The following is a 24,739-nucleotide window of genomic DNA, read 5'->3' as shown; positions in this document are numbered from 1 at the left end:
GAGGCTGCGATCTTTTGACCTGGCTTTTGAAAAAACAAGATCAAAAGATCGCAGCCTCGTTTCTCTCGGCAGCTCCTACGGGGTTCTTCCAGGGCCGCCCAGGGCCAATCCAATCCGCTTACCCTGCCGCCCCTTGATCCCACTCGCCTGGCCATCCTGCTGCTTACCCGTGCGTGCCTGGGTAATCAAACCAGGAATCAGTGCTCCCTCGGGCAGATTTTTCCAGAACCGCGTCGGCAAATGCCCCTCCATTACCTTAGGATTCAACCGCGCCGGATTAAAGATGTGGCTGTAATAGGTCAACCACATGTCACCGTGAGGGTCGTCAATGTTCTGCGCCATTTGCTGCCATTCCACCGGACATTGGCGCTGATAGATCAACTGCTCGCCATCGTAATAAACGCCATCCCTGGGCGTCGCGATCAACCAGCGGTGCCGACCCATGCGCCCAATGAAATGCTCACTGGCGCTGTGCAGGATGTCGTGGGCCGGCTCATGCCAGGCCACATATTCCGGCCCCTCGCAGCCAGGCAGTTCAACGAACCGCACAAATGCATGTAAATGATGAGATTCACGGCGTATCTGCTTGATTCTTCTCTGTAATTCGGTGCCAAGCTTGTCGCCAGCCATCATTGCCGTGCGGTCCCCATGGCTGACCCGCCACAGCACCTCGTACAACAAACTCCAGCGCTGGTCGCCGCGATATCGGGCCGCTTGCTCGAGGGTGTCGAGCAACGTTCGCGGAATGCGAGCCTGAAAGGGGCCCTGTGTTTCAGGCAACGTGTGATCGCTGGCAAACAGATCCTGAACGCCCTCACTGGCCCATCCGACCAGGCTCGGATCCATCTCATGACTAAGCAACCAGCGCGCTTGCTGTCGCCAGGTTTCGAACAGGTCGTCGCAATCCAGATTGATCATCCCCACAACCCCATTTGCTGCGGTTGTGGGCGGTCGCGCAGTTGTTGATAGAGCATATGACTGGTGACCTCCGCCTGCTGCGGGTGATAATCGCTGGTGATGAAGAACGGCTTGGCCTTGGCCAGTACGCAACGCATGCGCGCCAAGTCTTCGTAACGAATGCGGCGTTGGCTGCGCAATTGAATCAGCCGCTCGGTCGTGCGCAAGCCGATTCCGGGAATGCGCGAGATCAGCGACGCCTCGGCGCGGTTGAGATCCAGCGGAAAGATGTCGCGATTTTCCAAGGCCCAAGCTAGTTTCGGGTCAATATCCAGAGCGAGGTCGCCCGGCCCTTTGAATAGCTCGCCAGCGGTATAACCATAGCTGCGCAGCAGGAAATCAGCCTGATACAACCGGTGTTCACGCATCAGCGGCGGCGCCGCGAGCGGTACGCTTTTCGGGCTGTCGGGTATCGGGCTGAACGCCGAATAGTAGACCCGGCGCAATTTGAAGTTGCCGTACAGCGCCTGGGCACTGTGCAGAATGGTGCTGTCATCGGTGTCATCGGCACCGACAATCATCTGCGTGCTCTGCCCGGCTGGCGCAAACTTCGGCGCTCGAGGTTCGTTGAGCACCGTCTGCACGCCGGTATAGATGGTCTGCATGGCGCTTTTGATCGAGCCCAGGTGCTTTTCCGGGGCCAGGGTCTGAAGGCTCGCATCTGTGGGCAATTCGATGTTGACGCTCAGCCGATCAGCATAGCGCCCCGCTTCCTCGATCAGCGCCGGGTCGGCCTCGGGGATGGTCTTGAGGTGGATGTACCCGCGAAACTCGTGCTCCTCGCGCAATAGCCGGGCCACGCGAATCAGCTGCTCCATGGTGTAGTCCGCCGAGCGGATGATCCCGGAGCTGAGAAACAACCCGCTGACACAGTTGCGGCGGTAGAAATCCATGGTCAGCGTAACCACTTCCTCCGGCGTGAACCGCGCCCTGGGCACGTCGCTGGAGCGGCGGTTGACGCAGTACTGGCAGTCGTACAGACAGAAGTTGGTCAGCAGGATCTTCAGTAGCGAAACACAGCGCCCGTCCGGCGTATAACTGTGGCAGATACCCATGCCATTGCTCGCACCCAGGCCGCTCTTACCCTCCGAGCTGCGCTTGGGCGCACCGCTGCTGGCGCACGACGCGTCGTATTTGGCGGCGTCGGCGAGGATGCTGAGCTTGTCGATGAGTTCCATGGGGTACGCCACTAGCTGTTTGGATATACAGTATAGTGTCGGTAGTCAGGGATCAAGCTGTCAGACAGCCCTTGGTCCGATTGTCGACGGGCGATTGGCCTGCACAGGTGTCTCGGCTGCACGGGGCAGCTCAATATCGAACCGTCGACTAATTTCCTTGCGCCCCAATGCCGTCAGCGCCAACGCCCGACTGTCCAGATCCTGGGTCACCCACCGGCGCGAGATCGCCACTTTCAACAACGCTGCACCCAATGCCCCTCCCAAATGTGGCCGACGCATGCTCCAGTCCAGGCAGGGACAAGCAAACCGTCGGCGCAGGCGCGCTAACTCTTCGACCTCGATCCCCAAGCCTTCGAAAGCCTCCGCACCGCGCCCGCTCAGCTGATAGCCCTGATCATCGGTTAACAGCAACCACCCCGCCGCGAGCATGCGGTCATGCATCAGGACCGCCAGCGTGCCGGCCATGTGGTCATAACAGGTGCGGGCGAACTGCAGGCGATCCGGCGTTCGCGAGCTGAAGGTAGATGGCGCACTCTGGCCAATCACCATCAACGCCTCCAATGCCTGGGCCACCCGCGGATCCGCAAGACTGTAATAGCGATGGCGACCCTGGACGTGCAAGCGCACCAGCGCCAGGTCCTTCAATTTGGCCAGGTGCGCACTGGCGGTGGACGCGCTGACCTCGGCAATCGCCGCCAGCTCGGTGCTGGTTCGCGCATGGCCATCCATCAACGAGCAGAGCATTTTCGTCCGAGCAGGCTCTGCGATCGCCGCCGCTACTTGAGAGACACCGATATCGTGCTGTTGTGCGTGCATATTTCGCTCCCGGACGAATCAAGGCCGTTTCGAACTGAAGATAGTAGCAACACTTCTACCCTATCGAACAAGGCTGCGACCCATGGACCCGATCATCGCTGCGACTCACGTTGACCCATATTCCTACTACGCACAGCTGCGCTCCGAGGGCGGACTGGCGTTCCATCAGGAACTCAATATGTGGATCGCCAGCAGCGCCCGCGCTGTCGCGGCAGTCCTGGAACACTCCGACTGTCATGTCCGACCACCCCACGAGCCGGTGCCGCTGGAAATCGTCGGGGGGATGGCGGGCACCGTCTTCGGGCAACTGATGCGGATGAATGAAGGCGAACGCCAACGCTGCCCCAGATCCGCGATCGAGCCGGAACTGGTGATGCTCGATACAGGCGCAGTAACGGCGCTGGTGGCTGCGCGGCTCATCACGCCTGACGTTGAAGGCCTGCACAACGCGATGTTCCGTGGACCGGTCTGCGTGGTCGCAGCACTATTGGGATTTTCTCCCGCCCAAGGGCGGATTATCAGCGAGTTGACGGCCGACTTTGTGGCGTGCCTGTCACCTTTGAGTGATCACGTTCAGTTACACGCGGCGCATTTTGCAGCGGAGCAGCTCAGCGGATATTTCGTTGAGCTACTGGATGATCCGGACAACCGAAGCGCTTTGCTCGCAGGCATCCGCAGGCGCTTCGCTGCGACGGCGCTGCCCCACTCGGCGGTGATCGCCAATCTGATCGGGTTGTTGTCACAAACCCATGAGGCAACTGCGGGTTTGATTGGTAATGCGTTGATTGCGCTGATTCAAGATCCGGCGTTGCTCCGAGATGCCGCGCGGGTCGATGATTTGATTGCTGAGACCCAGCGCTTCGATCCGCCAGTGCAGAACACTCGGCGCTTTGTCGCTACGGCCTGTGAGATTGAGGGCGTGCGGCTTGAGGCTGGGGATGTGGTTTTGGTGGTGGTGGCTTCGGCTAATCGGGATCCGCTATTAAATAACGAACCTGAAATGTTCATGCTAGATCGTCCGAACCGTCGAAGTTTCAGCTTTGGTGCGGGGAGGCATCAGTGTCCTGGGCAGCGGCTGGCGTTGGATATTAGCGCAGCGACCGTGCGGGCGGTGCTGGCCGCAGGGATTGAGTTGGGGGGATTGGAGTGGGTGTATGGGCGTTCTTTGAATGGGCGGGTTGCAGTTTTTGGCAGACGGACCGCGTAGGTCAAGATCAAAAGATCGCAGCCTCGTTGCACTCGGCAGCTCCTACAGGGTCCGGGTGGCGCGAGTAATTTACTCAATCGTCCCTGGTCAGCACTTCCAGCAATTCAATCTCGAAAATCAGATTCGAATTCGGGGTAATCGCGCCCATGGTCCGCTCACCGTAAGCCAGATGCGCCGGCACCAGCAATTTACGTTTACCGCCAACCTGCATGCCCATGATCCCCTGATCCCAACCCTTGATCACTCGACCAGTGCCAATCACACACTGGAACGGTTTGCCCCGGCTGTAGGAGGAATCGAACTCGGTGCCGTCTTCCAGCCAGCCGCGGTATTGAGTGGTGATCAGTGCGCCCTTGACCGCTGCCTTGCCGTCGCCCGGCAGCAGGTCGATGATCTGTAATTCGTCGTTCATGAAATTCGCTCAGTCGCCCGGTTAATCAGGGCGTTTTCGCAGAATCCGCCGGGAATGGCAATGCATGGAACCGAAAGTCGCCCTCCGGTTCACATGAGTATCGACTCTGTACTCAGGAAAGGACGCTCCGATGACCGACTCACCGCGCAGTTTCATTCCGCCCTACATCCTCAACCGCATCATTGCCAACGGCTCCGAGCGCCAGCGTTCCAGTGCGCAGAAGACGCTGACGCACGTGCGCACCCTGCGCCATACGCCCCTTCCCCCGGCGCGACCGCCTGCCACGACCTTGCTACCACCCTCCACCAAACCCGGCGTAGTCGAGCGCAGCATCCATGATGCCCAGGGGAAAATGCTCCTGCCGGGCATGCCTGTGCGAGTCGAAGGCCAGTCGGCGACGGGTGATCCGGCGGTCGATGAGGCCTATGACGCCCTGGGCGCCAGCCATGATTTCTTCTGGAACGTGCACGGTCGCGACTCCATCGACAATCGGGGTTTCGCGCTGATTGGCAGCGTGCATTACGGCCAGGACTACGAGAATGCGTTCTGGAACGGGGCGCAGATGGTGTTTGGCGACGGCGATGGCGAAATCTTCGAGCGTTTCACCCGCTCCCTGGATGTGATTGGCCACGAACTGACCCACGGCGTCATCGAAAGTGAGGCCGGCCTGGTCTACGCCAATCAGTCTGGGGCCCTGAATGAGTCGATCGCGGACGTGTTCGGCGTGTTGATCAAGCAGCGAGTACTGAATCAGACCACCGAAGAGGCAGACTGGCTGATCGGCGCCGACCTGCTGGCGCCGCAGATCAAGGGCGACGGCCTGCGTTCGATGGCTCATCCCGGGACCGCCTACGACGATCCTCTGCTCGGCAAAGACCCGCAACCCGACCACATGCGCGAATTCGTCGTCACCGAGCAGGACAATGGCGGCGTGCACCTCAATTCCGGCATTCCCAACCGGGCGTTTTATCTGGCGGCCAAGGCGCTGGGTGGATTCGCCTGGCAGGGCGCAGGCCATGTCTGGTATGACGCGCTGTGCGACCAGCGCCTGAGCAGCGAAGCGTCCTTCAGCGAATTCGCAAATCTGACCATCGAGCATGCGTCCAGGCGCTTTGGTGCGGAAGAACGCCTGGCAGTGGCGCAGGCCTGGTCTGATGTAGGTGTCGAAACCAATCAGGAGCCATCATGAAAACCTTGCCAATGCTGGGGGACGACGCAGTGATCCATCTCTCGCGCCAGGGTGGCGTCGCCGCCATTCACGCCCTCACCCGCCCGCGCAGCATCGAGTTTGCGCAATGCGACATCGAACAGCGCTTGCGTATCTGCACCGTACTTGAAGGCTGCCTGGCATTCGCCGAACCGGCTTCGGGCCGGGGCGATCAACGCTTCTTTGAAATCGAAGTGCACTACCGCAGTGGCGAGCAGGATGACCGGATGGTGTTGAAGGTGCCTGAAGAAAAGGCCCCGGGTAATCTGGTGCACTTGTGGGACAAGGGCGAAGTGTTGTGAGTCCGATATTACCGGCACTGCAGGAGCAAACTTGCCCCCACAGTAACCAGCTCATCGCGCAAGCAGGCGGACCTATTTCTCCACCGGCGTAATATCCACAATCGTCCCGTTGGTGATCATCACCATCATGTACTTGTCATGCACCTGCACCCACTGCGCTTGCTCTACCGGGGCTTTCAGACCCTTGGCCTTCCAGTTCTTCAGGGCTTTTTCAGGGCGCTGGTAGATGTCCGGCGCGCGGTCGTTGACGTTCAGTTCACGGGTATTGGTGGCGCTGGGCTGAACGGTTTTTTCAGGTGAGTCAGCCGCTTGAACAATGGGACTGATACCGGCAACGCCAGCGGCAATGACCAGGGCGGCGATGAGGGTTTTGCTGTTCATGGTGGATTCTCCAGAAATGTTGTAGTACCTGAACTCCGACTACGCGGGTCGAAAATCATTCATTCAGGGCGCAAACATTCCCTGGCACCGGCAAACATGCACCATTCATACAATCATTGCCGGCTCGTGGCAGACGCCTGCTGCGGCAGGCTTTATCCTTGTGGCCCCCGCCGTACCGAGTCCTGGAGTCAGTCATGCCCCACGAAGGCAACCTGTTGCAAGCCGCTGTCGTCTTTCTGTTCGCGGCGGTGCTGACCGTGCCCCTGGCAAAGCGCCTGCAACTGGGCGCGGTACTCGGCTATCTGTTTGCCGGGATGATTATCGGTCCAGCGGTGCTGGGCCTGATCGGCAATCCACAGAGCGTCAGCCATATCTCCGAGCTTGGGGTGGTGTTGCTGCTGTTCATCATTGGCCTGGAACTGTCGCCTCGACGGTTGTGGGTGATGCGTAAAGCAGTGTTCGGGGTGGGCCTGGCGCAGGTGTTGCTGACCGGTTCGGTGATTGGTCTGACCGCGCTGTTCATGTTCGGCCAGTCGCTCAACAGCGCCATCGTGTTGGGTCTCGGGCTCGCCCTCTCCTCCACCGCCTTCGGCTTGCAGAGCCTCGCCGAGCGCAAGGAACTGACCAGCCCCCACGGCCGCCTGGCGTTTGCCATCCTGTTATTCCAGGACATCGCGGCGATCCCGTTGATTGCCATGGTGCCGCTGCTGGCGGGAGGCGATCACACCTCCACCGTCGCCGAGGATGTGAATCACGGGCTGCGGGTGCTGGGCAGTATCGCCGTGGTAGTGATCGGTGGACGCTACCTGCTGCGGCCGGTGTTTCGTGTGGTGGCCAGGACCGGCTTGCCTGAGGTCTCCACCGCCACCGCGTTGCTGGTGGTGATCGGTACGGCGTGGTTGATGGACCTGGTCGGGGTATCCATGGCCCTGGGCGCATTCCTTGCCGGATTGTTGCTGGCGGACTCGGAGTATCGCCACGAACTGGAAGCGCAGATCGAACCTTTCAAGGGATTGCTGTTGGGGCTGTTTTTCATCAGTGTGGGCATGGGCGCCAACCTGAGCCTGCTGCTGAGCGCCCCGATCACGGTGCTCGGCCTGACCCTGTTGTTGATCGCGATCAAGCTGCCCCTGCTGTTTGTCGTCGGGCGCCTGGCCGGTGGTTTGGGCAAGGTCAGCGCGATTCGCCTGGGTATCGTGCTGGCGGCTGGCGGCGAGTTTGCCTTTGTGGTGTTCAAGATTGGTCGCGACCAGGGTCTGTTTGAACCGCGCCTTTATGATCTGCTGGTATTGACCATCACTTTGTCGATGGCCGTGACGCCGCTGCTGTTACTGCTTTGCGCACGCCTGGTGAGCCCGAAGGTGCAGCCGGTGGTGGTGCCGGAGAAATTTCGCGAAATCGACACCGATACCCCCCGCGTGGTGATCGCCGGCATGGGCCGCATGGGGCAGATCGTTGCGCGGATCCTGCGGGCGCAGAACATCAAGTTCGTCGCCCTCGACACGTCGGTGGAAACCATCGAACTGTCCCGCAGCTTCGGCGGAGTGCCGGTGTTCTACGGCGATCCGATGCGCCCGGAAATCCTCAGCGCCGCCAAGGTCGAGCAGGCGGAATACTTTGTGATTGCTACCGACGATCCGGACACCAACATCAAGACTGCCGAGGTGGTTCACAAGCTCTACCCCCATATCAAGATCATCGCCCGGGCCCGCAACCGCCAGCATGTGCACCGCTTGGTGGACCTGGGTGCAGAGGCGATTCGTGAGACCTACTATTCCAGCCTGGAAATGAGCCGGCGCACCCTGGTTGGGCTGGGCCTGACCCAGGCCCAGGCGGATGCGCGAATCAAGCGGTTCAAGCACCATGACGAGCAGGTGCTGGAAGCGCAGCATGCGATTTATGACGATGCGGCCAAGGTGCTGCAAACCGCGCAGGAAGCCCGGGCGGAGCTGGCGAAGTTGTTTGAGTCGGATCAGCTGGAGGAGGAGAAGTTGGGTAAGGGTTGAGGTTTTTAGTGAATGGAGGACCGCTATCGCGAGCAGGCTCACTCCCACAACGCGGTACATCTGGATAAACGACAAACTCAAAGGAATCCACAATGGCCACTGACCAACCCGCCCCTGCTCTCAAGGAAATCTTCAACGCCGAGCGCCTCAAGCATATCGCCGCCGAGATGACCGCGGTGTACCCCGAGTTCAAAGCCCGCGCTTTCCTGAAAATGGCCAACGAAGGCCTCGACGGATTGTCGATCATGCAGCGCATGGCCCGGGTCAGCGAATGTCTGCATGCAGTGCTGTCCTTAGGCTACGAAGAATCCCTGGTCATCCTGCGCGCCCTGGCCCCTCGGTTGAACAGCAGCTTCGTCAGCCTTTCCTTGCCGCATTACGTGGCGACCTACGGCGGCCACGCCTTCGAAGCATCCATGGACGCCCTCAGGTACTTCACCGCCTTCGGCTCATCCGAGTTCGCGATCCGGCATTTCCTGCGCAGCGACTTCGAGCGAACCCTGGCGGTGATGCAACAATGGTCGCTGGATGAAAACGAGCACGTGCGGCGCCTGGCCAGCGAAGGCAGCCGGCCGCGTTTGCCCTGGTCGTTCCGGCTGGAGCGGATTCAGGCAGATCCGCTGCTTGCAGCGGGGATTCTCGATAACCTCAAGGCAGATGACAGCCTTTATGTGCGCAAGTCCGTGGCCAACCATCTGAACGACATCACCAAGGACCATCCCGACTGGGTGCTGGACCTGATCGAGGGCTGGTCGCTGGACAATCGCCACACGGCGTGGATCGCCAGGCACGCGCTGCGCAGCCTGATCAAACAGGGTAATCGAAGGGCGCTTGCAATAATCGGCGCGGGCGGCAAGGCCGAGGTCGAGATCACCCAAGTGCAAGTCGAACCGGCAGTGATCAGGCTCGGCGAAAAAATCACCCTGTCGTTTAAAGTGCAATCGACGGTCGAGCACAGTCAGCGGCTGGTTATCGATTACGCGATCGACTACGTCAAGGGCAACGGCAGCACCTCGGCGAAGGTGTTCAAGCTCAAGGCGCTGACCCTCCCGGGCCAGGCCTGCGAGCGGGTCGCCCGTGGCCAGCAGATCAAGGAACTCACCACCCGCAGGCATTACGCGGGCAGGCATGCGGTGCATATCCTGGTAAACGGCGAGCGCCTGGCCACGACGGCGTTCGAGATCCTGCCCTGATACACGGGTTCTTTGGCGTACTCCCCGTAGGAGCTGCCGAAGGCTGCGATCTTTTGATTTTACAAAACAAGATCAAAAGATCGCAGCCTTCGGCAGCTCCTACGCGGGGGAACGTTGTTTGCAGGTTAATCCTCGCCCAGCAGCAACCCCTGCTCACTCTCACACAACGCCACCACGTAATCCCACAACACCCGCAACCGCACCGATTTGTGCAGCTCGCGGCGGGTGCTGATCCAGTAGCTGCGCAGGATGTTTTCGTCCGGCAGCAACGGCACCAACCCCGGATCGGCACTGGCCATGTAGCACGGTAGCACCGCAATCCCCAGTCCCGAGCGCGCCGCCTGCTGCTGGGCGATAACGCTGGTGCTGTGAAAGACCACCTGGGGGTTGCGACAAAAATTGTTGAGGAACATCAGTTCCTGGCTAAACAGCAGGTCGTCGACATAGCCGATCCAGGCGTGCCGGCCGAGGTCCTCGCGGCTGCGCAGCGGCGGTGCGCGATCGAGGTAGTCCTGGCTGGCATAAAGCGCCAGGCGATAGTCCGCGAGCTTGCGGGTGACCAACATGTCGGCTGCCGGCCGCTCCAGATGGATGCTGATCTCGGCTTCGCGGTTGAGGATGCTGACAAAACGTGGCACCGCCACCAGTTCCACTTCCAGTCCTGGATAGCGCTCGAACAGGCCATTCATGCGGCTGGCGAGGAACATGATGCCCAGCCCTTCGGTCACCCCGACCCGGATCTTGCCCAAGGGCGCGGTCGACTGGGTGATTTCTTCCTGGGCCAGCAGCGCGACATTTTCCATCGCCTCGGCATGTTTGAGCAGCGCTTCGCCCGCAGGCGTCATTTGATAACCCTGCGCGTGCTGCACAAACAACGCCGTGCCCAAGCTTTTTTCAATGGCGTCGATATGCCGGGCGACGGTGGCATGGGTGGTGTTCAACCGCCGCGCGGCGGTGAGCAAGCGCCCGCTGCGCTGCAACTCGAGAAAAAACCGCAGGTCATTCCAATCGAACATGAATCGTCCTTAGGGCTAAGCTGTTTAAAAACGCACAGCGGCTGCGCAAAAACTAACATTCTTTAAACGAAAGCTAACAACTAGGATGACCGACAACAAGAACAACAATACGAGGTCAGGGATGCAGACTTCCCTTGATGAATTCGACTACATCGTAGTCGGGGCCGGTCCGGCCGGTTGTTTGCTGGCCAATCGGCTCTCGGCCAACCCGCAACACCGGGTGCTACTATTGGAAGCCGGCGGCCGCGATAACTACGCGTGGATTCATATTCCGGTGGGTTATCTGTTCTGCATCGGCAACCCGCGCACCGACTGGTGCTTCAAGACCGAGGCGCAACCCGGCCTGCAAGGTCGTGCCCTCAGTTATCCACGAGGCAAAGTGCTCGGCGGTTGCTCTTCAATCAACGGCATGATCTACATGCGCGGCCAGGCTGGCGATTACGACAGCTGGGCGGCTGACGGCAATGCTGGCTGGAGCTGGAACGACGTGCTGCCGCTGTTCAGAAAAAGCGAAGATCATTTTGCCGGCGACTCACAATTTCATGGCGCAGGCGGAGAATGGCGAATCGAGCGCCAGCGTCTATCCTGGCCGATTCTTGATGCGTTTCGCAGCGCAGCCGAACAAAGCGGCATCGCCAGCATCGACGACTTCAATCAAGGCGATAATGAAGGCTGCGGCTACTTTCAGGTCAATCAGAAGGCCGGGGTCCGCTGGAACGCGGCCAAGGCGTTTCTCAAACCGATCCGCCACCGGCCCAATCTCACCGTACTCACCGACGTCGAAGTCGACCGCGTGCAGCTGGAAAACGGCCGCGCATCGGCGGTAATCACTCGTTACCAGGGACAACTGAGAACCTTCAGGGCTCGCCAGGAAATTGTCCTGTGCGCTGGCTCGGTGGGATCGCCAAGCATCCTGCAGCGCTCCGGCATCGGCCCTCGCCCCCTGTTGGAAAAGCTCGGCATCGGCGTTGCCCATGAGCTGCCAGGAGTCGGCGGCAACCTGCAGGACCACCTGCAACTGCGGCTGATCTACAAGCTGGAAAACGCCCGCACCCTGAACCAGATTGCCGGCAGCGTGTGGGGCAAGATGGGCATGGGCCTGCGCTACCTTTACAACCGCAGCGGACCACTGTCGATGGCGCCCAGTCAGTTGGGCGCGTTTGCCCGCTCGGGGCCGGAGCAGACTTCGGCCAACCTCGAATATCACGTGCAGCCACTCTCGCTGGAGCGCTTCGGCGAGCCGTTGCACGCTTTCCCTGCCTTCACCGCGTCGGTCTGCGACCTGCGGCCGAAAAGCCGCGGACGCGTGGAGATCCGCAGCGCCAACGCGCAGGACGCACCGCTGATCCAGCCCAATTACCTGAGCCACCCGGAAGATTTGCGCGTGGCCGCGGACGCCATTCGCCTGACCCGCCGCATCGTCGCCGCGCCGGCGCTTGGCCGCTTCAAGCCGGTGGAATATTTGCCCGGGGACAGCTTGCAGAGCGAAGAAGAACTGCACGAAGCAGCTGCGCGGATTGGCACGACGATTTTCCACCCGGTCGGCACCTGCCGCATGGGCAGTGACCCGAACGCCGTGGTCGATGCGCAGCTCAGGGTGCACGGTATTCCTGGCTTGCGCATTGCCGACGCCTCGATCATGCCTAGAATCATCTCGGGCAACACCTGTTCGCCTACGCTGATGATTGCGGAAAAGGCCGCTGAACTGATCCTTAATCCAGCCACAAGGACTATCAACACGCCAAAGGAACTGGCCACCAACCTTTGAGATTCAACACCACCCTGTAGGAGCTGCCGCAGGCTCGGGCCGCGATCGGACGATCTTTTGATGTTGCATTTTTAAGATCAAAAGATCGCAGCCTTCGGCAGCTCCTACAGGGGAATGCATACATCGAAGTAGCGCCACCAGCCCACAAGGCCGACGGCGACAGTGGAACAACAAAAACAATCACTGTGAGGGATACCGATATGTCAGAACATGTTCAGCCGCTGGAGTCCGTGGGCCATGCAGAGATCGGCCGCGACACCCGCAAGGTTATCTTCGCCTCGTCACTCGGGACGGTCTTCGAGTGGTACGACTTTTTCCTCTACGGCGCCCTCGCGGCGGTCATCAGCAAGCAGTTTTTCGCCGGGGTCAACGACACCACGGCGTTCATCTTTGCCCTGATGGCCTTCGCTGCAGGCTTCATCGTGCGGCCGTTCGGCGCGCTGGTTTTCGGGCGCCTGGGCGATATGATCGGGCGCAAGTACACCTTCCTCGCCACCATCATCCTGATGGGTGTGGCGACGTTCTGCGTCGGCCTGCTGCCGACCTACGCCAGTATCGGCATTGCCGCGCCTATCATCCTGGTAGTACTGCGCATGCTTCAGGGCCTGGCCCTGGGCGGTGAGTATGGCGGCGCCGCGACCTATGTGGCGGAACACGCGCCGATGGGCAAGCGAGGCTTTCACACCAGCTGGATTCAGTCCACCGCGACCCTCGGCCTGCTGCTGTCGCTGCTGGTGGTGCTGGGTTGCCGCTACTTCACTGGCGACCAGTTCGAAGTCTGGGGCTGGCGGATTCCGTTCCTGTTTTCCATCGTGCTGCTGGGCATCTCTACCTGGATCCGCCTGAGCCTGCACGAATCGCCCGCATTCGTGAAAATGAAAGAGGAAGGCAAGCTCTCCAAGGCGCCGATTCGCGACTCCTTCGGCAAATGGGAAAACCTCAAGGTGGTGCTGATCGCCCTGTTCAGTATCAACGCCGGACAAGCCGTGACCTTCTATGCAGCGCAGTTCTACGTGCTGTTCTTCCTTACCCAGTTCCTCAAGATGGACCCGGCCCTGGCCAACAGCTTGCTGATTGTCAGCGTGATTATTGGCGCGCCGTTCTTCATCTTCTTCGGCTGGCTCTCGGACAAGGTCGGGCGCAAACCGGTGCTGATGCTCGGCTTGCTGCTCGCGACCGCGCTGTACTTCCCAATCTTCAAATCCATCGCCCATTACGCCAACCCGGCCATCGATCAGGCCAGCCGCCAGTCACCGATCACCGTGCTGGCCGACCCGGCCACCTGCACCTTCCAGTTCGACCCGGTGGGCAAGGCGAAATTTGACAGCCCGTGCGACAAGGTCAAGACCTTCCTGGTCAAGCAGGGTCTGCCCTACAGCAGCGAAGCGGCCCCCGCTGGTAGCGCCGTGCAGGTCAGTGTCGGTGACGTGAAACTGGATGGCTTCGACGAAGCGGCCTTGCGCGGTGCGGTGACCCTGGCGGGGTATCCGTCGCAAGCCGATACGCAACAGGTCAACAAGACCATGATCGTGACGCTGATGGTGGTGCTGATCATCATCTCCGCCATGTGCTACGGCCCACTGGCAGCGCTGATGGTCGAACTGTTCCCGACGCGCATCCGCTATACCTCGATGTCCCTGCCCTATCACATTGGTAACGGCTGGTTCGGTGGGTTCCTGCCGACCGTGTCGTTCGCGCTGGTGGTGTACACCGGAGATATTTTCTACGGGCTCTGGTACCCGGTGTTGATCACCGGGGTGAGCCTGGTGGTGGGGTTGATCTGTTTGCGTGAGACGAAAAACGTCGATCTGGACACCAACTGACGGCAGACGAAAAAACGCCCCGCACATGCGGGGCGTTTTGGTTAACCTGAGTACATTGGGTCACTGCAATCACCAGACCGAGGCATCTGTCTTCATGATCATTTCTTCTGCATCCGACTATCGCGAGGCGGCTCGCCGCAAACTCCCGCGCTTTTTGTTCGATTACATCGACGGCGGGGCTTATGCAGAGCATACGTTGCGGGCCAACAGCGCCGATCTGACCGGCATCAGCCTGCGCCAGCGCATCTTGAAGAACGTCGAGACTCTCAGCCTGGAAACCAGCCTCTTCGAGCAGAAACTGGCCATGCCAATGGTGCTGGCACCGGTCGGCCTGACCGGCATGTTCGCCCGTCGCGGCGAAGTCCAGGCGGTCAGGGCCGCGCAAAACAAGGGGATTCCCCTGTGCCTTTCGACGGTGTCAGTGTGTTCGATTGAGGAAGTCGTGGCGCAGAGTCAGCAGCCGATCTGGTTTCAGCTGTATGTGCTCAAGGACCGCGGCTTCATGAAAAACGCGCTCGAACGGGCCAAGGCCGCCGGGGTGAAAAACCTGGTGTTCACCGTTGATATGCCGACACCTGGGGCGCGGTATCGGGACGCGCATTCGGGCATGTCCGGACCCTATGCTTCGACCCGGCGCATGCTCCAGGCCGTGACCCGCCCCGACTGGGCGTTCAACGTCGGCCTGATGGGGCGCCCGCATGACCTGGGCAATATCTCCAGGTATTTGGGCAAAGCGGTGACGCTGGAAGACTACATGGGCTGGCTGGCCAACAACTTCGACCCGTCGATCAGCTGGAGCGACCTGGAGTGGATTCGCGAATACTGGCAAGGACCGATGATCATCAAGGGCATCCTCGACCCGCAGGATGCCAGGGATGCGGTCAGCTTTGGTGCCGATGGCATCGTCGTGTCCAACCACGGCGGCCGTCAGCTGGACGGCGTGCTCTCGACCACCCGGGCCTTGCCGCCCATCGTCCAGGCTGTAGGCAGCGACCTGACCGTGCTGGTCGACTCGGGCATTCGCTCGGGGCTGGACGTGGTGCGCATGCTCGCGCTGGGTGCCAAGGGTGTGCTGCTGGGACGCTCGATGGCCTACGCGCTGGCCGCCGATGGTCAACGCGGAGTAGAAAACATGCTGGATATCTTCGCCCGGGAAATGCGCGTGGCGATGACCTTGACCGGGGTGACGTCGATCGATCAGATCGACGAAACCACGTTGGTGCAGGCCCGGAACCTGTAATCAAAAACTCGCCTTCACCGACATCATGAAATTACGCGGGTCGCCATAGTAATTGCCGAATGTCTCGGTGCCGATGGTCGCGTAGTAGCGCTTGTCGAACAGATTGTTGCCATTGAGCGCCACCGACCAGGTGTCGTCGATGCGGTAACCGATGCGCCCGTTCCAGATGGCATAACCGGACTGGCTGAGCTTTTCCCCCGACGACGGTGAGACCCGGAAGTTATCACTCTGGGCGTTCACTCCTGCACCGATGGTGAACTTTTCCAGTGCTCCAGCGAGCGCATAGTCACCCCACATGCGCAGCACATGGCGTGGCACGTAGCTGTTGAACGCTGCGCCATTCAGGCTGCTGTCGATATCGTCGAGCGTCCTGGTCTGGGTGTAGGTGTAGCCGGCGAGCAACTGTAGGCGCTCGATCACTTCACCGCTGATCTCCGCCTCGAAACCCTGGGCTCGCACCTTGCCGGCGTTGACGTAGCAGTAGCCGTCCGACGACGGGCAGGAGGAGTTGTAGTCGGTCTGCGCCTGGTCCTTCTGGATAGTGCGGAACAGGTTGAACGAGCTGTTCAGGCGACCGTCGAACCAGGCGCCCTTGATCCCCAGTTCGTAGCTCTGGCCCACCAGCGGCTTGAGCGCTGCACCGTCTTCGGAGCGGTAGTTACCTTGCGGGGTAAAGATATCCGAGTAGCTGGCGTAGGCGGTGAGGTTGTCGTTGAGGTCCAGCAGCACACCGGCGAACGGCGTAACCTGGCCGGTCTCGGTGGTGCTGGAGTGCTCGGAGGTTGCAGAATTGATGAACACGGAGTCGGTGTCGGAGTTGTACCAGCTCACCCGCCCACCCACGACCAGGGTCAGGGGATCCGCCAGCTTCAGACGCAAGGTCGAGTACAGGCCCTTCTGTTTGGTGACGGAATTGACCGGGCCACCGCGAGAAGAATTGTCGATGAAGTAACTGTCATCGGGCTCGGGGATATGTTTATCGGGGTTGAACACATTCTGCCGTTGGGGCAGGAACGCCACCGAATAGAAGTCGTCCTTCTTCGAGCGACTGGCGTTGAAACCGACCACCAGCTCGTGTTGCTGGCCAAACGCGGCGAACTTGCCATCCACGTAGGCATCGAGTCCGTAATCGACTTGATCATAGTCGTACAGGCTGCCAAGCATGCCGGTGGTACCAACGCCAGGAGTGACTGCGCCGGAAGCGAAGGCGTACTTGATGTCCTGGGTGTTTTTTGTGTAGACGCTGGCGACCTTCAGCGCCCAGTCCTCGTTTAGCTGGTGCGTAACGTCGCCAAACACCGTGGTGCGCTGGCTGCGCCAGGTGTTCCAGGACGGATCCAGGCAGGTGGATCGACTGAGTTTCAGGTCGCTGCCGTCCCTGTAGCGCGGCAGCCCGCCCCAACATGGGTTGGCATCGACGTCTTCATAGGCAACGCCCAGGCCCAGGGTCGTGTCGGGGCTCAGGTCGAAATCGAGCGCGCCGTAGTAGACCTGGTCCTTGCGACTCGCGTCGTCGACGAAGTAGTGCCGGCTCTGCTCGGCCACGACTGCTCGGCCGCGCAACGTACCCGACTCGTTCAGCGGGCCACTGGTATCAACCTGACCACGGTAGTTGTCCCAGCTACCGCCGGACAGGGTGATGTCGGTATGCGGCGTGCTGGTCCCGCGCTTGCGAACGAAGTTGACTCCGCCGGCCGTACCGCCCGAGCCTTTCATCATGCCTGCAGCGCCGCGCAGCACTTCGACCCGGTCGTAATAGGCCATGTCACCGCTGAAGCTGTCGGCCTGGACGTAGAGGTTGCCCATGTCCAGCGGCACCCCGTCGTACTGATACTGGCCGGACATGCGAAAGCCCCGGGAATAGAAATATTTGCCACCCATGGTCGAGTCGTACACGGTAATGCCCGGGGTCTTTTCCATGACCTGGTCGATGGTGTTGAGGTTCTGGTCGTCGAGCATCTTGCGAGTGATGACGGTGACCGACTGCGGTGTTTCCCGCAGTGAGTGTTCGCCCTTGCCGATGGTGACGGCGCCCGTGGTGTACGAGCCGCTGTCTTCGGTGGTGGCGCCGAGCAGTTGGCCGTTGATGTTGGTGGCGCCGAGCTCGAGCGCTGAGCCGATCGTGGGAGCAGGACGCAACACATAGGTGCCATTGGCTTGTGGCTCGGCCTGCAGACCGCTGCCTTGGAGGATCCGGGCGAAGCCTTCACTGGTGCCGAATGCGCCTCTGATTCCCGGGGAGTTGAGGCCTTGGGTCTGTCGCGCATCGAACGAGATGGCGGCACCTGCGGCACTGGCGTAATGGCTGAGCACTTCGGTCAGGCTGCCGGCGCCGATGTCGAAGGTTTGCACTGGATTTTGCTGTTGCGTGGGCGCGGCATTCGCTACGGCTGGCCATGGGCCAATGGTGGTTGCTGCGAGCAATCCGAACTTTACTGCGATCGCCAGACGACCTGGCGTGTATACCCGAGACATGCTTACTCTCCCCCAGAACCCATCAATAAAAACTCACTGAGGGATGAGCCGAACGGTGGTGATAAAAAGTGCAAAGTGGTTGGAGATTATTTGCATTCAGGGCCATTGCTTTCCCTGCGTAGGAGCTGTCGAGTGCAACGAGGCTGCGATCTTTTGATCCTGCTTTGCGTACATATCCGTTTCTGCGGTAACGGCTTCCATTGGTTCCGCTTTTACAGCGGGTCACTTGGAACAGCGCCAAGTAACCAAGCGCTTTCTGCCCCACCACTCGGCACCTTGCCTAGGCTCGGTGTGCCCTCACTCCGGCATTGCTCCGCGGGCCCGCCGCGATGGGCCCTCCCTGGCCCAGCGCGGCTAAACCGGCATCCTTGCCGGTTTACCCGCTACGCAATACCTGCGTTCGGCCAGCGTGGTTAACGGGGCGTCCGCGATCAAGAACCGGGCCGTGGCGGCCTTCGGGCCGACCAAGGCATCAAGCTGGCGCGCTACGCTGGTTCGTTCGCGCACATCCTTTCTGGCTGACGCAATTCCCTGCTACTGAGAAACCGTCACCCAATACCGGCTATGCCTGGTAACACGCAACGAAAACCCACTCTCCAACGCTGCCAGCGCCATGTCCGTGTTATCAATCGGAAACGCCCCTGACACCCGCAAATCAGCAATACGAGGGTCACATCTCAGCACCCCCGACCGATACCGTGAAAGGTCTGCGAGCAAGTCAGACAGCGGGCGGTCGATGGCGATGATGCTGCCCTGTTGCCACGCCCCCACCGACGCATCGTTGCGCCGCACCGAGCCCAGCGTCAGGGCATTGAAATCCATGCGCTGGCCAGCCTCCAGGCGCACCTTCGAGGCGCCTGCACTGACCTCAACAGCTTTCTCCAGCACCGCCACCTCTCCACCCTCGGCCTGGGAGCGGACGATAAAACGTGTTCCCAACGCCAGGATCTCCGCCTGCGCGGTGAATACCTTGAATGGGCGCCGCGCGGGATCTGTGCCTGTTGTCACCAGAATCTCCCCACGCACCAGCTCCAGCACTCGCTGCTGGCCATCGAAGCGGATGTTGACCGCAGTATCAGTGTTGAGCAGTAATGAACTGCCGTCCGCCAGCCGAAACTCGCGGCGCTCGCCTACCGCAGTGCTGACGTCGGCGACCAGGGCTGCAGTGGTTTCACTGCGCCAGCCCAGCCATCCTAAAGACCCGGCGGATGCCAACACCAGCACACTGCGCAGAACCTGGCGGCGAGATCTGTCCGCGCCACGCAGGGCCGGTGACGCCAGGCTTCCCGGAACGCTGGCCATCTGCTCACCCACGGCCGTTATCCGCTGCCAGGCCAGGTGATGGGCAGGATCAGCGTTTACCCATTCACTCCACGCCGCTCGATCCACGTCGCTGGCAAACCCGGATTGCAGCCTGGCGTACCAGCGGGCTGCCAGGCTGATCGCCTTCAACTCGTCTGATGACAGACTCATGCCAGCTGCAACTGAATCTGCATCAGGCAGCAATGCTCCATGGCCTTGGCCATGTGGTTGTTCACCGTCCGCACGCTGATGCCCAGGCGCTCGGCGATCTGTGGGTAGGTCAGGCCGTCGAACTGGGACAAAATAAAGACTTGTTTGACCTTACCCCCGAGGCCCTGCAGCAGCCGATCGATTTCCATCAACGCCTGCAACAGGATCGCCTGCTCTTCCAGCGACGGATGCTGGGATTCCGGCATCGCTGCCAGCGTTTCCAGATAGGCCTGTTCCAGCGAGCGACGCCGGAACAGGTCCACCAAAAGGCCTTTGGCGATCATCGACAAGTAAGGTCGAGGTTCGCGGATCTCCAGCGCGTTGCGCGCCTTGATTACCCGGACGAAGGTGTCCTGCGCCAGGTCCGCCGCATCGAACGTATTGCCCAGGCGCTTGCGCAGCCAGCCGTTCAGCCAGCCATGATGGTCGCAGTACAGCTCATTGACGGCACTGCGCAGGGACAATTCGTGGGTGGACATGACAATGGAATAATTCGCGACTGATAATGACTCGCATTGTCATATTTGTTACAGATGATGGCAATAGCCAAGCATTGGATCAAACCTCGGCTTCAAGCAGTTCGAATTTCACCTGATCGGGGTAGAACGCCACATAACCCTTGATCTGGTCGACTGATATCTTGGGGTTCTCATAACTCCATACCGCATTGGCGCCTTCATGTCCCGGAATCTGCAGGCTGAAATACGTCGCATCGCCCTTGTACGGGCAGTAACTGGTGTGATCGGTGCGAGCGTAGTACTTCTCGTCGATGTCTTCGCGCGGGACGTAGTACACCGGCGGGTAATTGGCCTCCATCAGGATCAACGCCCGCGCGGACGCCGCCACCTGGATTCCGTGAAATTTCACCAGCAGACAGCCCGGTTGCTCTGCGATGGTAATGACAGCAGGGGGAGTTGACGTTGACATGGAGTGGTTTCCTCTTGGAAGACTTGACTCAATCGGTGCATAAGCCCGGGCAGCCAAAGCTGCGCCAAAACCTGTATCAACAGCTATCAGGTATAACCCAAGTTAAGCCTGCGCGAGCGCTTCACAGCCGAACGGAGCGCACAAGCCCGGCAACAACCGGACACTCCAAACCTGTACATCCATACAGATAAAGGTTGATCCCTCGCGCGGCAACCGCCATTCTCTGCACCTCTCGCACACTGAACAATGATGGTGGTCATGCGGCTGTACCTCTGTGAAAAACCTTCCCAGGCCAAGGATATTGCGGCCGTGCTCGGTGCCCGACGTCGGGGCGATGGCTGCTGGCTGGGAACGGACGTCACTGTGACCTGGTGCATCGGACACCTGCTGGAAACCGCGCCGCCGGATGCCTACGACGCACGCTACAAGCGCTGGGTGCTGGCGGACCTGCCGATCATTCCGGACAAATGGAAAATGACCGTCAAGCCGCGTACCGCCGGCCAATACAAGACAGTCAAGCGCCTGCTCGGTGAGGCGGATGAGCTGGTGATTGCCACGGACGCCGACCGCGAGGGTGAAATGATCGCCCGGGAGCTGGTCGAACACTGCCGTTATCGCGGGCCGATCCGCCGGCTGTGGTTATCGGCGCTGGACGACGCGTCGATTCGCAAGGCCCTGGCTGCGCTCAAGCCGGGAGCCGAGACCTTCAGCCTGTATCACTCGGCCCTGGGCCGCTCAAGGGCCGACTGGCTGATCGGCATGAACATGAGCCGATTGTTCACGCTTCTGGGTCGCCAGTCCGGCTATCAAGGGGTGTTGCCGGTTGGTCGGGTGCAAACGCCGACCCTGCGCCTGGTGGTGGATCGCGATCGCAGCATCGCCGATTTTGTCCCGGTCGCCTACTGGGCCATTGACGTGCAACTGCTGCACGACGGCACCACCTTCACCGCGCAGTGGCGGGCGGCGTCCGAGGTTTGCGACGATCAGGACCGCTGCCTGAACCCGCAACTGGCCCGGCAGGCGGCAACAGCCATCGCCCACGCAGCCAGCGCCCGGGTGGTCAAGCTGCGCACCGAGCGCCTGCGTGAAGTGGCTCCCCTGCCCTTCGACCTGGGCACCCTGCAGGAAGTCTGCTCGAAAAAACTCGGCCTGGGCGCCCAGGAAACCCTCGATATTGCCCAGGCACTCTACGAAACCCACAAGGTCATCACCTACCCTCGCAGCGACTGTGGTTACCTGCCCGTGAGCCAGCACAGTGAAGCGCCCGGAATCCTGGCCGCGCTGAAACAGGCCGACCCCGGCCTGAACGCCTTGAACGATCACCTGGAACCGCACCGAAAGTCCCGCGCCTGGAACGATGCCAAGGTCAGTGCCCACCACGGGATCATTCCCACGGCGGCGGCGAAGAATCTCGAGCGGCTGGCCGGCAAGCAGCGAGCGGTTTACACCCTGATTCGCGCACGTTACCTGGCGCAGTTCCTGCCCAACCACGAGTACGACCGCACCCAGGCCGACTTTGATTGCGCCGGCGAAGCGTTGCGCGCAGTCGGCAAGCAGATCATCGAACCTGGCTGGAAACGCGCCCTGCCAGAAGCCCTGGCTCCGGCCAAGGGCCGCGAGGCACCGGCGCCGCAAACCCTCCCGGCACTCGCCGAGGGGCGTGACTGCCAGGTGGCCGACGTCAAGCTCAAGGACCTCTGGACCCAACCGCCCAAGCCCTTCACCGAAGGCGACCTGATCAAGGCGATGAAAAACGTCGCCAAGCTGGTGGAAGATCCGCTGCTCAAACAGAAACTCAAGGACACCACCGGCATCGGCACCGAAGCCACCCGCGCCTCGATCATTCAAGGCCTGCTCGACCGGGGTTACCTGGTCAAGAACGGCAAGGCGCTGGCTGCCACTCCGGCGGCGTTCAGCCTGATCGACGCGGTGCCGCGGGCCATCGCCGACCCCGGCACCACGGCGATCTGGGAGCAGGCGCTGGACATGGTGCAAAGCGGCGAGATGAGCCTGGAGGAATTCGTCACCAAACAGGCGGCCTGGATGAGCAAACAGGTGGCCCGCTGCTCAGGGCTCAGCCTGACCATCAGCGGTCCTGCCAGCCCCGCCGGAAGCGGGGCAACACCATGGAAGAACAAACGCAAACCTGCCAAGCGCAAACCCGCGACCAACACCCGGCGCGCGGCAAAACCCGCGAGCAAAACCTGAGGGCACTTCGCAGCCATGCTAATGGTCTAGTGTTGCTCAAGCCCGGCGTCAGCCCTCTTTTCTGAAAAGGCCTCGAACATGATCATCGTCCATCACCTGAACAACTCCCGCTCCCAGCGGATTCTCTGGCTGCTGGAAGAGCTGGCGATTCCCTACGAACTGAAACGCTACCAGCGTGACCCGAAAACCAACCTGGCACCGCCGGAGTTGAAAGCGGTGAACGCCTTGGGCAAATCCCCGGTCATCGAGGATGGCTCGCAGAAGTTGATCGAGTCCGCAGCGATCATCGACTACCTGATCCGCCGGCATGGCGAAGGTCGCCTGCAACCTGATCCGGCAACTGCGGCCTATGATCAATACGTGCAATGGCTGCACTTCGCCGAAGGCTCGGCGATGCTGCCGCTGATGCTCAATCTGTACGTGGGTCGCCTGGGAGAAGCCGGCGCGCCATTGCTGCCACGGATCAACTCGGAAGTTGCCAATTACCTGGGCTACCTCGACACAGCGCTGAGCAAATCCGATTATCTGCTGGGCAGTGAATTCAGCGCTGCGGATATCCAGATGAGCTTTATCGGCGAGATCGCCAGGGCCCAGGGCAAACTCGCTGGATATCCGCACATCGCAGCCTGGGTCGAGCGCTTCCAGAAGCGCCCTGCCTACGCTGCGGCACTCAAGACCGGTGGGCAGTACGATTTCGCCCCACACTGATTGACCCAACCAGGAGTCACTTGGGATGCCCTCGGTAGAACTGCACGCCGCCCAGCGCGATGACCTGCAAACCATCGAAAACCTGATGCAGTTCTACATGTACGACTTCAGTGAATGGCTGCCACTGAAGTTAGCAGGGCACGGCTTCTTCAGTATCGAGCCGAAACTGGACTACTGGAGAAGGCCGGCCACCCAGGCTTTTCTGATCACAGTCGACGGCGAACTGGCCGGCTTTGCGACCGTCGACAATGAAACCCATCTCGAGGGCGCGCAATTCAACCTGGCTTATCTGTTCGTCAGCCGACGCTTTCGTGGCCAAGGCGTCGCTAAGTTTGTCGTCTCTGCCCTCTTGAGCCGTAACCCGGGTCAATGGCAAATTTTCCATATCGATGCCAACCAGCCTGCACAGAGGTTCTGGGCGGGCCTCATGCCAGTTCTCACTGGCAGCAAGTGCAGCGTGCATCAACGGCCAGTTGACGGCTATCCCTGCACCTTTTACCGCTTCGAATACCGGCCAGCGTCAGCCTGAGTGGGGCTCTGCGCTTCGAATCGCTAATTCCAAACTGCTTTGTCGGACAATATGTAGTGACTGAAAATAATCACTACATAACCATTGACGCCTCCGATTTGCCTCTGCATGATGCAGACATCTCCCCGATCGGGAGTACGGCAACATGTTTGAGCAAGCTCGTCTGACCGCCGAGCTGTTATTCCCGGATACACGCTGCCCACAAGGCAGATTGAAGAAGCTGACCTGGCCCGAACGTCCAGTACAAGGACGAGAAGCGCTGGCGATCAATCCTCATGAAGCTTGTGGCCGACCCTCAAAAGTCGGCAGTGGCCTCCAGGCTTTCGCTGCTTCTCTTCGTTGTGACGCTATTGCGTAGCAGTTATTCAACACGACTACATGCAACAGACGCGAGACCTCGCCACATTCGGCGGATGAACGCTGACGTCCTGGTTTCGGTGCCAGGGATCAACTAACCGATGGGCTACCTGTATTAGCGAACCAACTTTGAAAGATCACCAAATGGTCAAGGGGCATATCATGAATCTGAACAATCAACCTACTATCGAAGAACTGGCTCGCATGTTCGCTGCGCAAAAAGACAGCCATGACAGTCATATCCTGTGGATCAGCAAGTCGGGCCAGGTTCATATCGACTGCCTGGCAACCAACGCCGATGAAGCGGAATTCGACAAGCAGAACCAGAACCTGCTTGCCCGACTGAAGATGTACCGTCGCGGCCAGGGCTATGTTGGCAAGAAGGCTGCCGCCGACAAGGATTTCATCGGTAGTGTTCTGCAAACGCTGAAACAGGCGTGGGCATCGATGCAGAACCACAATGAAGTTCGGGTGATTGACCGTTTCTACTGATACTTCAAACATTTGAACTGAAAAG

The 24,739-nt window shown here is 60.3% G+C and carries 22 protein-coding genes; 12 read left to right on the top strand and 10 right to left on the bottom strand.

Translation table 11 applies throughout. From position 1 onward, the window contains the following. Positions 1-75 precede the first annotated feature (75 nt). Genes ACYZTK_RS00515 through ACYZTK_RS00505 form a run of 3 tightly spaced genes read right to left on the bottom strand, consistent with a single transcriptional unit; the run spans position 76 to position 2,951 of the window. Complete coding sequence (locus ACYZTK_RS00515; RefSeq protein WP_462012638.1) at positions 76-918, bottom strand: TIGR03915 family putative DNA repair protein; 843 nt, start codon at positions 916-918, stop codon at positions 76-78. Next, a complete protein-coding gene (locus ACYZTK_RS00510; protein WP_462012637.1) occupies positions 915-2,135 on the bottom strand; it encodes a putative DNA modification/repair radical SAM protein in 1,221 nt (406 codons plus the stop codon). The genes ACYZTK_RS00515 and ACYZTK_RS00510 overlap by 4 nt, the downstream gene beginning before the upstream one ends. Positions 2,136-2,195: 60 nt before the next feature. Continuing rightward, on the bottom strand, positions 2,196-2,951 hold the full coding sequence (locus tag ACYZTK_RS00505) for an ArsR/SmtB family transcription factor (RefSeq protein ID WP_462012636.1): 756 nt from the start codon (positions 2,949-2,951) through the stop codon (positions 2,196-2,198). 82 nt (positions 2,952-3,033) lie between these two features. On the opposite strand from ACYZTK_RS00505, the gene ACYZTK_RS00500 reads away from it, so the two are divergent. Continuing rightward, positions 3,034-4,158, top strand: coding sequence for a cytochrome P450 (locus ACYZTK_RS00500; RefSeq protein WP_462012635.1), 1,125 nt, complete (start codon positions 3,034-3,036; stop codon positions 4,156-4,158). 73 nt (positions 4,159-4,231) lie between these two features. Here the strand turns inward: ACYZTK_RS00500 and ACYZTK_RS00495 are convergent, their stop codons facing one another. After that, positions 4,232-4,570 carry an FKBP-type peptidyl-prolyl cis-trans isomerase gene (locus tag ACYZTK_RS00495; protein ID WP_462012634.1) on the bottom strand — a complete coding sequence of 113 codons (339 nt, stop codon included), beginning with the start codon at positions 4,568-4,570 and terminating at the stop codon, positions 4,232-4,234. A gap of 130 nt (positions 4,571-4,700) precedes the next feature. On the opposite strand from ACYZTK_RS00495, the gene ACYZTK_RS00490 reads away from it, so the two are divergent. Further along, complete coding sequence (locus tag ACYZTK_RS00490) at positions 4,701-5,759, top strand: M4 family metallopeptidase (RefSeq protein ID WP_462012633.1); 1,059 nt, start codon at positions 4,701-4,703, stop codon at positions 5,757-5,759. Next, positions 5,756-6,079: a protealysin inhibitor emfourin gene (locus tag ACYZTK_RS00485; protein WP_462012632.1), complete on the top strand. Its 324-nt coding sequence runs from the start codon at positions 5,756-5,758 to the stop codon at positions 6,077-6,079. The genes ACYZTK_RS00490 and ACYZTK_RS00485 overlap by 4 nt, the downstream gene beginning before the upstream one ends. Positions 6,080-6,151: 72 nt before the next feature. On the opposite strand, the gene ACYZTK_RS00480 is transcribed toward ACYZTK_RS00485, so the two are convergent. Beyond that, positions 6,152-6,460, bottom strand: coding sequence for an RcnB family protein (locus ACYZTK_RS00480; protein WP_462012631.1), 309 nt, complete (start codon positions 6,458-6,460; stop codon positions 6,152-6,154). 194 nt (positions 6,461-6,654) lie between these two features. On the opposite strand from ACYZTK_RS00480, the gene ACYZTK_RS00475 reads away from it, so the two are divergent. Together ACYZTK_RS00475 and ACYZTK_RS00470 are read left to right on the top strand one after the other, a co-directional pair. Next, a complete protein-coding gene (locus tag ACYZTK_RS00475; protein ID WP_462012630.1) occupies positions 6,655-8,466 on the top strand; it encodes a monovalent cation:proton antiporter-2 (CPA2) family protein in 1,812 nt (603 codons plus the stop codon). A 92-nt stretch (positions 8,467-8,558) separates the two neighbouring features. Then, positions 8,559-9,659 carry a DNA alkylation repair protein gene (locus tag ACYZTK_RS00470; protein ID WP_462012629.1) on the top strand — a complete coding sequence of 367 codons (1,101 nt, stop codon included), beginning with the start codon at positions 8,559-8,561 and terminating at the stop codon, positions 9,657-9,659. 125 nt (positions 9,660-9,784) lie between these two features. Here the strand turns inward: ACYZTK_RS00470 and ACYZTK_RS00465 are convergent, their stop codons facing one another. After that, a complete protein-coding gene (locus tag ACYZTK_RS00465) occupies positions 9,785-10,675 on the bottom strand; it encodes a LysR family transcriptional regulator (protein ID WP_462012628.1) in 891 nt (296 codons plus the stop codon). A 121-nt stretch (positions 10,676-10,796) separates the two neighbouring features. On the opposite strand from ACYZTK_RS00465, the gene ACYZTK_RS00460 reads away from it, so the two are divergent. The 3 genes from ACYZTK_RS00460 to lldD all read left to right on the top strand — a co-directional run bounded on the left by ACYZTK_RS00460 (position 10,797) and on the right by lldD (position 15,506). Continuing rightward, positions 10,797-12,443: a GMC family oxidoreductase gene (locus ACYZTK_RS00460; RefSeq protein ID WP_462012627.1), complete on the top strand. Its 1,647-nt coding sequence runs from the start codon at positions 10,797-10,799 to the stop codon at positions 12,441-12,443. Between the two features lie 200 nt (positions 12,444-12,643). Beyond that, the gene (locus ACYZTK_RS00455) at positions 12,644-14,266 is read left to right on the top strand and encodes an MFS transporter (RefSeq protein WP_462012626.1); all 1,623 of its coding nucleotides are present in this window, start codon (positions 12,644-12,646) and stop codon (positions 14,264-14,266) included. A 94-nt stretch (positions 14,267-14,360) separates the two neighbouring features. Next, complete coding sequence (lldD, locus tag ACYZTK_RS00450; RefSeq protein ID WP_462012625.1) at positions 14,361-15,506, top strand: FMN-dependent L-lactate dehydrogenase LldD; 1,146 nt, start codon at positions 14,361-14,363, stop codon at positions 15,504-15,506. Here the strand turns inward: lldD and ACYZTK_RS00445 are convergent, their stop codons facing one another. From ACYZTK_RS00445 to ACYZTK_RS00430, 4 genes are all read right to left on the bottom strand, one after another. Beyond that, complete coding sequence (locus ACYZTK_RS00445; protein WP_462012624.1) at positions 15,507-17,981, bottom strand: TonB-dependent siderophore receptor; 2,475 nt, start codon at positions 17,979-17,981, stop codon at positions 15,507-15,509. 534 nt (positions 17,982-18,515) lie between these two features. Then, positions 18,516-19,454, bottom strand: a complete 939-nt coding sequence (locus ACYZTK_RS00440) for a FecR domain-containing protein (RefSeq protein ID WP_462012623.1) — start codon at positions 19,452-19,454, stop codon at positions 18,516-18,518. Beyond that, a complete protein-coding gene (locus ACYZTK_RS00435) occupies positions 19,451-19,972 on the bottom strand; it encodes a sigma-70 family RNA polymerase sigma factor (RefSeq protein ID WP_462012622.1) in 522 nt (173 codons plus the stop codon). The genes ACYZTK_RS00440 and ACYZTK_RS00435 overlap by 4 nt, the downstream gene beginning before the upstream one ends. 79 nt (positions 19,973-20,051) lie before the next feature. Then, a complete protein-coding gene (locus ACYZTK_RS00430) occupies positions 20,052-20,420 on the bottom strand; it encodes a DUF427 domain-containing protein (protein ID WP_462012621.1) in 369 nt (122 codons plus the stop codon). A gap of 258 nt (positions 20,421-20,678) precedes the next feature. On the opposite strand from ACYZTK_RS00430, the gene ACYZTK_RS00425 reads away from it, so the two are divergent. The 4 genes from ACYZTK_RS00425 to ACYZTK_RS00410 all read left to right on the top strand — a co-directional run bounded on the left by ACYZTK_RS00425 (position 20,679) and on the right by ACYZTK_RS00410 (position 24,714). Beyond that, positions 20,679-22,628 carry a DNA topoisomerase III gene (locus tag ACYZTK_RS00425; protein WP_462012620.1) on the top strand — a complete coding sequence of 650 codons (1,950 nt, stop codon included), beginning with the start codon at positions 20,679-20,681 and terminating at the stop codon, positions 22,626-22,628. Positions 22,629-22,706: 78 nt separating this feature from the next. After that, positions 22,707-23,336 (top strand): glutathione S-transferase family protein, encoded by a 630-nt coding sequence (locus ACYZTK_RS00420; protein ID WP_462012619.1) that lies wholly within the window; start codon positions 22,707-22,709, stop codon positions 23,334-23,336. A 25-nt stretch (positions 23,337-23,361) separates the two neighbouring features. After that, on the top strand, positions 23,362-23,865 hold the full coding sequence (locus ACYZTK_RS00415) for a GNAT family N-acetyltransferase (protein ID WP_462012618.1): 504 nt from the start codon (positions 23,362-23,364) through the stop codon (positions 23,863-23,865). Between the two features lie 519 nt (positions 23,866-24,384). Further along, a complete protein-coding gene (locus tag ACYZTK_RS00410) occupies positions 24,385-24,714 on the top strand; it encodes a hypothetical protein (RefSeq protein WP_462012617.1) in 330 nt (109 codons plus the stop codon). Positions 24,715-24,739: the final 25 nt, after the last annotated feature.

The organism is Pseudomonas sp. LB3P31, from assembly GCF_054897945.1.
This window is presented reverse-complemented; position numbering and strand designations above follow the sequence as displayed.

Coding starts and splice junctions, on each gene's coding strand:
- ACYZTK_RS00435 (WP_462012622.1), bottom strand. CDS start 19,972: ATGTCCACCCACGAATTGTCCCTGCGCAGTGCCGTCAATGAGCTGTAC.
- ACYZTK_RS00440 (WP_462012623.1), bottom strand. CDS start 19,454: ATGAGTCTGTCATCAGACGAGTTGAAGGCGATCAGCCTGGCAGCCCGC.
- ACYZTK_RS00425 (WP_462012620.1), top strand. CDS start 20,679: ATGCGGCTGTACCTCTGTGAAAAACCTTCCCAGGCCAAGGATATTGCG.
- ACYZTK_RS00480 (WP_462012631.1), bottom strand. CDS start 6,460: ATGAACAGCAAAACCCTCATCGCCGCCCTGGTCATTGCCGCTGGCGTT.
- ACYZTK_RS00500 (WP_462012635.1), top strand. CDS start 3,034: ATGGACCCGATCATCGCTGCGACTCACGTTGACCCATATTCCTACTAC.
- ACYZTK_RS00465 (WP_462012628.1), bottom strand. CDS start 10,675: ATGTTCGATTGGAATGACCTGCGGTTTTTTCTCGAGTTGCAGCGCAGC.
- ACYZTK_RS00485 (WP_462012632.1), top strand. CDS start 5,756: ATGAAAACCTTGCCAATGCTGGGGGACGACGCAGTGATCCATCTCTCG.
- ACYZTK_RS00430 (WP_462012621.1), bottom strand. CDS start 20,420: ATGTCAACGTCAACTCCCCCTGCTGTCATTACCATCGCAGAGCAACCG.
- ACYZTK_RS00475 (WP_462012630.1), top strand. CDS start 6,655: ATGCCCCACGAAGGCAACCTGTTGCAAGCCGCTGTCGTCTTTCTGTTC.
- ACYZTK_RS00455 (WP_462012626.1), top strand. CDS start 12,644: ATGTCAGAACATGTTCAGCCGCTGGAGTCCGTGGGCCATGCAGAGATC.
- ACYZTK_RS00445 (WP_462012624.1), bottom strand. CDS start 17,981: ATGTCTCGGGTATACACGCCAGGTCGTCTGGCGATCGCAGTAAAGTTC.
- ACYZTK_RS00510 (WP_462012637.1), bottom strand. CDS start 2,135: ATGGAACTCATCGACAAGCTCAGCATCCTCGCCGACGCCGCCAAATAC.
- lldD (WP_462012625.1), top strand. CDS start 14,361: ATGATCATTTCTTCTGCATCCGACTATCGCGAGGCGGCTCGCCGCAAA.
- ACYZTK_RS00490 (WP_462012633.1), top strand. CDS start 4,701: ATGACCGACTCACCGCGCAGTTTCATTCCGCCCTACATCCTCAACCGC.
- ACYZTK_RS00515 (WP_462012638.1), bottom strand. CDS start 918: ATGATCAATCTGGATTGCGACGACCTGTTCGAAACCTGGCGACAGCAA.
- ACYZTK_RS00460 (WP_462012627.1), top strand. CDS start 10,797: ATGCAGACTTCCCTTGATGAATTCGACTACATCGTAGTCGGGGCCGGT.
- ACYZTK_RS00420 (WP_462012619.1), top strand. CDS start 22,707: ATGATCATCGTCCATCACCTGAACAACTCCCGCTCCCAGCGGATTCTC.
- ACYZTK_RS00470 (WP_462012629.1), top strand. CDS start 8,559: ATGGCCACTGACCAACCCGCCCCTGCTCTCAAGGAAATCTTCAACGCC.
- ACYZTK_RS00495 (WP_462012634.1), bottom strand. CDS start 4,570: ATGAACGACGAATTACAGATCATCGACCTGCTGCCGGGCGACGGCAAG.
- ACYZTK_RS00410 (WP_462012617.1), top strand. CDS start 24,385: ATGAATCTGAACAATCAACCTACTATCGAAGAACTGGCTCGCATGTTC.
- ACYZTK_RS00415 (WP_462012618.1), top strand. CDS start 23,362: ATGCCCTCGGTAGAACTGCACGCCGCCCAGCGCGATGACCTGCAAACC.
- ACYZTK_RS00505 (WP_462012636.1), bottom strand. CDS start 2,951: ATGCACGCACAACAGCACGATATCGGTGTCTCTCAAGTAGCGGCGGCG.